A 6,083-nucleotide genomic window follows, 5' to 3' on the forward strand; every position below is an offset into this window, starting at 1 on the left:
CGGTCATGGCGCCATCTGCGCCTCGGCCCAGGCCATCATCAGCGGCCCGACCCCCTTGGCATCATCGCAGACAATGGCTTCGGTCAGGTAATAGGCCGGGCTGCCGTCGCGGGGCTTGCCCGCCATGGGGCCAAGGCCCGCGACATGGCAAATCCCCTCCAACCCGCGCGGGCCGACCCGGCCCTGCACCGCCGCCAATGCCCGCAACCCGGCTTGACGCAGCGCAGGATCGGGCGCGAGATGCAGGCGTGTGGCGCGCAGCAGCGCATAAGCGAACATCGCCGAGGCCGAGATTTCCTCGTAATTTCCAACAAGGTCCGGCGCATCCAGCACCTGCGGCCAAAGCCCGCTGGCGCCTTGCCGCGCGACCAGTGCCGCAAGCAGCGCCCGCAACTGGCCGCGCAGGCCCTCGGTCGTGGCATCTGCGGGCAGAAGCGCCAGCGCATCGACCAGCGCCATCACCAGCCACCCCATCGCCCGCGCCCAAACCGCCGGGGATTGCCCGCTCGCCGGATCGGCCCAAGCCTGCGCGCGGCTGTCATCATAGCCATGCACATGCAACCCGCCCGGCACCCTGGTCACGGCCAGTGCGGTGGAAAACTGGCGCAGGGCATCGGCAATGCGCTCGCTTTCGCCCGTTGCCAATGCGAACTCGATCTGGAAGGGCAGGGCCATATAGAGCCCGTCCAGCCAAAGTTGATGCGGATAGCGCAGCTTGTGCCAGTAATTGCCCGCCGGGATGCGGGGGTGGCGATCCAGTTGCGCCATCAACTGCCGCGCGGCATGCAGATAGCGCGGATCGCCGCTGCGCTGCGCCATGCCGAACAGCACGCGGCCCGAGAGGATATTGTCGATGTTGAAACTTTCGGGGTCATAGCCCAGCAGGTTGCCATCCGGGCCGATCTGCGCATCGGCCAGGCGGTGCAGATGCGCGGTCCAGCGTGGCTCTGCCGTGGCCTCGGCCAAAAGATGCAGGCCGCGATAGATGCAGCCATCCTCATAACACCATGCGCCACCCTTATAGGGCTGATAGCGGGCGCAGTATGCGTCGAAATAGGCGGGCAAGGGAGCGCTCATGGCGGCGGAAGTCCATAAAGGTCAATCGGGTTTTGCACCAGAACGCGCTGCCGGGTGCCCTCGGCCAGCCAGCCCAGCGTCAGCTCGGCCAGCCGCGCGTCATCCGGGTAGTCCGCCGTGTCGCGCATCAGGTTATGCGGCCAGTTGCTGCCCCAGATGATGCGCTCGGGCATCTGCGCGGCCAAGCGGCGGGCAGGGGCGGCAATATCTTCATAGGGCCAGCTCTGGCGCGAACTTTCATAGCAGCCTGCGAATTTCACCCAGCAGCGCCCGCCCTCCATCAGCCGCAACAGGGAGTCGATCTCGGGGCCATCTGCGGCCACACCGTGAAAGAACTTGCCGTGATGATCCAGCACCCACCGCGACCGCAGCCGGGCAAGGCGGGGCAGATGATCGAGCAGGCGGGAGCCGTCAAACTGCACCGCCAGCATCCAGCCCGCCGCATGGGCGCGAGCATCCACCGCTTCCAGCGCCTCAAGCCCGACGGCACCGCCCGGCAGATCCATGATCCGCGCGCCCACGACGCCGCGCGCTGCCAGATGCGCCATCTCGGCGTCCGAGGTCTGGGCATCAATCACCGCAACGCCGCGCGCGATGTCTCCAAAATCCTCAAGGCAGGCCAGCAGGTTGGCGTTATCGCGGCCATGGGCATTGCCTTGCGTCACCACTACCCGCGACAGGCCCAGCCAGTCCATGACCTGCCGATACTGCGCAGGCGTCGGCAGATCGCCCAAGGGCAGCGGGATGGCGCCCGGTATGGCGGGAAAACCCGGTGCATAGGCGTGCATCTGGCAATCCACCGCGCCCGCAGGCAGCGGCGGATCGGGCGGCACACCGCTCAGCTGGCGTTGCAGCATCACGCCGCCCCCATAGCATATTCGGCCAGGGCGGCACGGTTCACCTCGACGCCCAGACCGGGGCCGGAGGGGATGGCAACCATGCCCGCCACCGGCAGCAAGGGCTGCGTCAGCACCGCCTGCCGGAAGGGGTTATGGGTGCAGTCGAACTCCAGAATCGGTTCCACCGGCGCGGCGCGCACCGGATCGGGCACCATTGCCGCCATGAATTGCAAAGCCGCCGCGATATGCACGCCGGTGCCCCAGACATGCGGCACCACCCGCACGCCCTGCATGCTGGCAAGGGTTGCGATCTTCATCGCCTCGGAAAAGCCGCCACAGCCTGCGAGATCGGGTTGCAGAATATCCACCGCCCCCGCCGTCAGGGCCGCGCCGTGGCCCCAGCGACTGTGCCATGTCTCGCCCCCCGCCACCGGGATCGGCTGGCCCGCGCGGACCGCCTGATAGGCGGCCAGTTGTTCGGGCGGCACCGGCTCCTCGAACCAGTCAATGTCATAATCCGCGGCGGCGCGGCCCAGACGGACCGCCTCGGTCACCGTATAGCCATGGTTCGCGTCGATCATCAGCCGCATCTCGGGGCCGATGGCTGCGCGCACCTCGCGGATCACCGCCAGATCCTCGGCCAGACCAAAGCCGATCTTCACCTTGCAGGCGTGAAAGCCCTCGGCCCGGCGCTGCGCCATCTCGGCCGCATTGTCGGCGACCCGGTCCACCCCATCACGCTTGAAACTGCCGGTGGCATAGGCGCGCACCTCCGCGCGCCAGCGCCCACCCAGCAGCACCGAGACCGGCTGCCCCAGATGCTTGCCCTTGATGTCCCACAGCGCCATATCCAGCCCCGACAGCGCCGTGACGGTCAGCCCGCGCTGGCCCTGATCGCGCAGGGCGTTGTAAAGCGTGGCCCAAAGCCGCTCTGTCTCCAACGGGTTTTGCCCGATCAGCCAGGGCGCATAGGCCTGCACCACCGCCGCATTGGGCCGCGCCGGGCCAAGGCATTCGCCCCAGCCCAGCGTGCCATCGGCGCATTCCACCTCCACCAGCACATGCGCCCGCCGGTCAAACCGCATCGAGGCGCTTTCAAACGGCACCTCCAGCCGGTGTTCCAGAAGATGCGTGCGAATGGCGGTAATCTTCATCGGATCAGCGCTTGTAAGGCGCGATGAGGGCGGCCAGCATGTCTTCTTCCTCGCCTGTCAGGTCAGAGAGAGGCGCGCGCACGTCGCCTGCGGCAAAGCCCTGCAACCGCACGCCCGCCTTCACCGCCGCCACGGCATAGCCCTTGCGGCGATTGCGAATGGCCATGAAAGGATAGAAGAACTCGTTCAAAATCCGCTCGCAGGTCGCCCTGTCGCCCGCGCGCAATGCGTCATAAAACTGATTGGCGAGGGCCGGCACAAAGTTGAACACCGCGCTGGAATAGGTGGTGAAGCCCGCGCCCAGATAGGCCTCGGCAAACAGCTCTGCCGTGGGCATGCCGCCCAGATACATCAGCCGGTCGCCCATCTTGGCGGTGATCTGGCGCACCAGGCCAATATCGCCGGTGCCATCCTTGAAACCGATCAGATTGGGGCATTCATCGCACAGCCGCGCCAAGGTATCGGCCTGCAACACCGCATTGTCGCGGTTATAGACCATCACCCCGAAATCGACCGATTGGCAGATCTTTTTCACATGGGCGAACAGCCCCTCCTGCGGCGCATCAATCAGGTAATGCGGCAGCAGCAGGATGCCATCGGCGCCGATCTGCTGGACCGATTGCGCGATCTCCACCGCCATTTCGGTGCCATAGCCGCAGCCCGACACAATCGCCGTTTCGCCGGAAACCTCTTTTGCCGCCGCCACGATGCCCGGAATTTCGGCCGGGCTCAGCGAGAAAAATTCGCCCGTGCCGCCTGCCGCGAACAGAACTGGCGCCTTGTAGCTGGCCAGCCATTCCACATGGGCGCGGTAGGGATCGGGCGCAAAGGCGCCATCGGCGTCGAAGGCCGTTACCGGAAAAGACAGCAGGCCAGAGCCAAGCGCGGATTTGAGCTGTTCGGGGGTCATCGGGAATCCTCTGAGGCCATTATGCGGGTATCTAGGGTGATTGCGCGATACATGTCAATAGTCATCATACAACTTGGGCCAGTTATCGTGCCATCCATCCGCCATCGACATTGAGGATCGCGCCATGAACATAGGCGGCGGCATCGGAGCAGAGGTAGACGGCAGTGCCTGCAATATCCGCAGCGCGGCCCCAGCGGCCTGCGGGGATGCGGGCGAGGATGGCGGCGTTGCGCTCGGGGTCGGCGCGCAGGGCTTCGGTGTTGTTCGTCTCGATATAGCCGGGCGCGATGGCGTTCACGCGGATGCCCTTCGCGGCCCATTCATTCGCCAGCAGCTTGGTCAGCCCGGCCACCCCGTGCTTGGAGGCGGTATAGCTGGGCACCCGGATGCCGCCCTGAAACGACAGAAGCGAGGCGATGTTGACGATGCAGCCCTCGCGCCCCTCGGCCAGCGCCGCCCGCGCGAAGGCCTGACAGGTGAAAAACACCGCCTTCAGGTTCACATCCAGCACTGCATCCCAATCGTCTTCGGTGAAATCGAGGCTGTCGGCGCGGCGGATGATGCCCGCATTGTTGACGAGGATCGAATAGCCCGCGCCTGCAAAGATGTCGCGCGCGGCCATGGGATCGGCAAAATCGAGGGGCAGGAAATCCGCCTCGCCCCCGGCCTCTGTGATAAGGGCGAGGGTCTCCTCGCAGCCCTGCCGCGCAGCACAGGTGACGCGCGCCCCCGCCTGCGCAAGGGCAAGGGCGATGGCCTGACCGAGGCCCGTATTGGCGCCGGTGACCAGCGCTCTATCCCCTTGTAATGAAAACAAACTCACCGCAAATCCCCCGGCTGGATAAAGTCCATATCGGTGTAATCGACATTGTCGCCCGCCATGGCCCAGATGAAGGTATAGCTGCCGATCCCAGCCCCCGAATGCACCGACCAGGGCGGCGAAATCGCGCCTTCCTCATTGGCGATGAACAGGTGGCGGGTTTCCTGCGGCTCGCCCATCAGATGCAGCACGCGCGCTGTGTCCTCCATGCCGAAGTAAAGATAGGCCTCCATCCGGCGGTCATGGATATGGCTGGGAATGGTGTTCCAGACCGAGCCATCCTCCAGCGTGGTATAGCCGAGAATCAACTGGCAGCTTTCCATGACCAGCGGATGAATGAACTGGTTGATGGTGCGCTTGTTCGAGGTCTCCGCCGCGCCAAGCCGCACTTCTTTGCTGTCGGCCAGCCGGATCAGCCGATGCGGGCAGGCGCGATGCGCCGGGGCGGAGGTGAGGTAAAACCGCCCCGCGCCCCCGAAAGTGACCGCGCCCGCCCCCATGCCCAGATACAGCACATCGCCGCGCTCCAGCGTCCAGACCTGCCCATCCGCCGCCACAGTGCCGGTGGCGCCGATGTTCACGATGCCCATCTCGCGCCGATCGAGGAAAGACGGCGTGCCCGTCTCGGCCACCCGATCCAGCACCAGATCCGCCCCGCAGGGCACCGCGCCACCCATCACGAAGCGGTCGTAATGGGTATAGATCAGCCGGATCTCGCCCGGCTGAAACATCCCGGAGGCCAGAAAATTCCGCCGCAGCGCGGCGGTATCCATCCCCGGAACCTGGCTGGGATGGATTGCGTGGCGGGTCTCGACATGCAGCATGGGCTTTCCTCTATATCATACCTATTGACATTTATTGTATGATAAGTTGAACTCGTCAAGTCAGCCTGTGATGTGATGGGCAAGGAGGGCAGATGCGCATTCTCGCGCTTGGCGAAATGATGGTGGAGCTTTCGGGCGCCGGGCCGGGCCTATGGCGGCAGGGCTTCGCGGGGGATACGTTCAACACCGCATGGTATCTGGCGGCGCTGCGCCGCGATTGGTGCGTCAGCTATGGCACGCGCCTTGGGAGCGACCCGCTTTCCGCGGCGGCGCTGGCGGCGCTGACCGCCGCCGGGATCAGCGATCACTGGATCACCCGCGACCCCAGGCGCAGCATCGGGCTTTACATGATCGCGCTGCATGAGGGCGAGCGCAGCTTCAGCTATTGGCGCGGCCAATCCGCCGCGCGGCTTCTGGCGGATGATCCGGCCTGGCTGGCCGAGGCCATGGCGGCGCAGG

At 65.6% G+C, this 6,083-nt stretch carries 7 protein-coding genes; 1 reads left to right on the plus strand and 6 read right to left on the minus strand.

Going from position 1 to position 6,083, the window contains the following annotated elements; genetic code table 11:
• Positions 1 to 3 precede the first annotated feature (3 nt).
• The 6 genes from JNN06_RS11305 to kduI all read right to left on the minus strand — a co-directional run bounded on the left by JNN06_RS11305 (position 4) and on the right by kduI (position 5,624).
• Positions 4 to 1,077, minus strand: a complete 1,074-nt coding sequence (locus JNN06_RS11305; protein WP_291239696.1) for a glycoside hydrolase family 88 protein — start codon at positions 1,075 to 1,077, stop codon at positions 4 to 6.
• The gene (locus JNN06_RS11310; RefSeq protein ID WP_291239697.1) at positions 1,074 to 1,934 is read right to left on the minus strand and encodes an amidohydrolase family protein; all 861 of its coding nucleotides are present in this window, start codon (positions 1,932 to 1,934) and stop codon (positions 1,074 to 1,076) included. The genes JNN06_RS11305 and JNN06_RS11310 overlap by 4 nt, the downstream gene beginning before the upstream one ends.
• The gene (locus JNN06_RS11315; RefSeq protein WP_291239698.1) at positions 1,934 to 3,070 is read right to left on the minus strand and encodes a mandelate racemase/muconate lactonizing enzyme family protein; all 1,137 of its coding nucleotides are present in this window, start codon (positions 3,068 to 3,070) and stop codon (positions 1,934 to 1,936) included. Before JNN06_RS11315 ends, JNN06_RS11310 begins: the two co-directional genes overlap by 1 nt.
• A gap of 4 nt (positions 3,071 to 3,074) precedes the next feature.
• Positions 3,075 to 3,980 carry a 5-dehydro-4-deoxyglucarate dehydratase gene (gene kdgD, locus JNN06_RS11320; RefSeq protein ID WP_291239699.1) on the minus strand — a complete coding sequence of 302 codons (906 nt, stop codon included), beginning with the start codon at positions 3,978 to 3,980 and terminating at the stop codon, positions 3,075 to 3,077.
• Between the two features lie 82 nt (positions 3,981 to 4,062).
• Entirely contained in the window at positions 4,063 to 4,803 is a 741-nt protein-coding gene (kduD, locus tag JNN06_RS11325) for a 2-dehydro-3-deoxy-D-gluconate 5-dehydrogenase KduD (RefSeq protein ID WP_291239700.1), read from the minus strand.
• Complete coding sequence (gene kduI / locus JNN06_RS11330) at positions 4,800 to 5,624, minus strand: 5-dehydro-4-deoxy-D-glucuronate isomerase (RefSeq protein ID WP_291239701.1); 825 nt, start codon at positions 5,622 to 5,624, stop codon at positions 4,800 to 4,802. The genes kduD and kduI overlap by 4 nt, the downstream gene beginning before the upstream one ends.
• A 92-nt stretch (positions 5,625 to 5,716) precedes the next feature.
• On the opposite strand from kduI, the gene JNN06_RS11335 reads away from it, so the two are divergent.
• Positions 5,717 to 6,083 (plus strand): PfkB family carbohydrate kinase (locus JNN06_RS11335; RefSeq protein WP_291239702.1); only part of this gene is annotated, 367 nt, incomplete at its 3' end.

The organism is Gemmobacter sp., from assembly GCF_016792925.1.
Taxonomy (GTDB): Bacteria; Pseudomonadota; Alphaproteobacteria; order Rhodobacterales; family Rhodobacteraceae; genus Gemmobacter.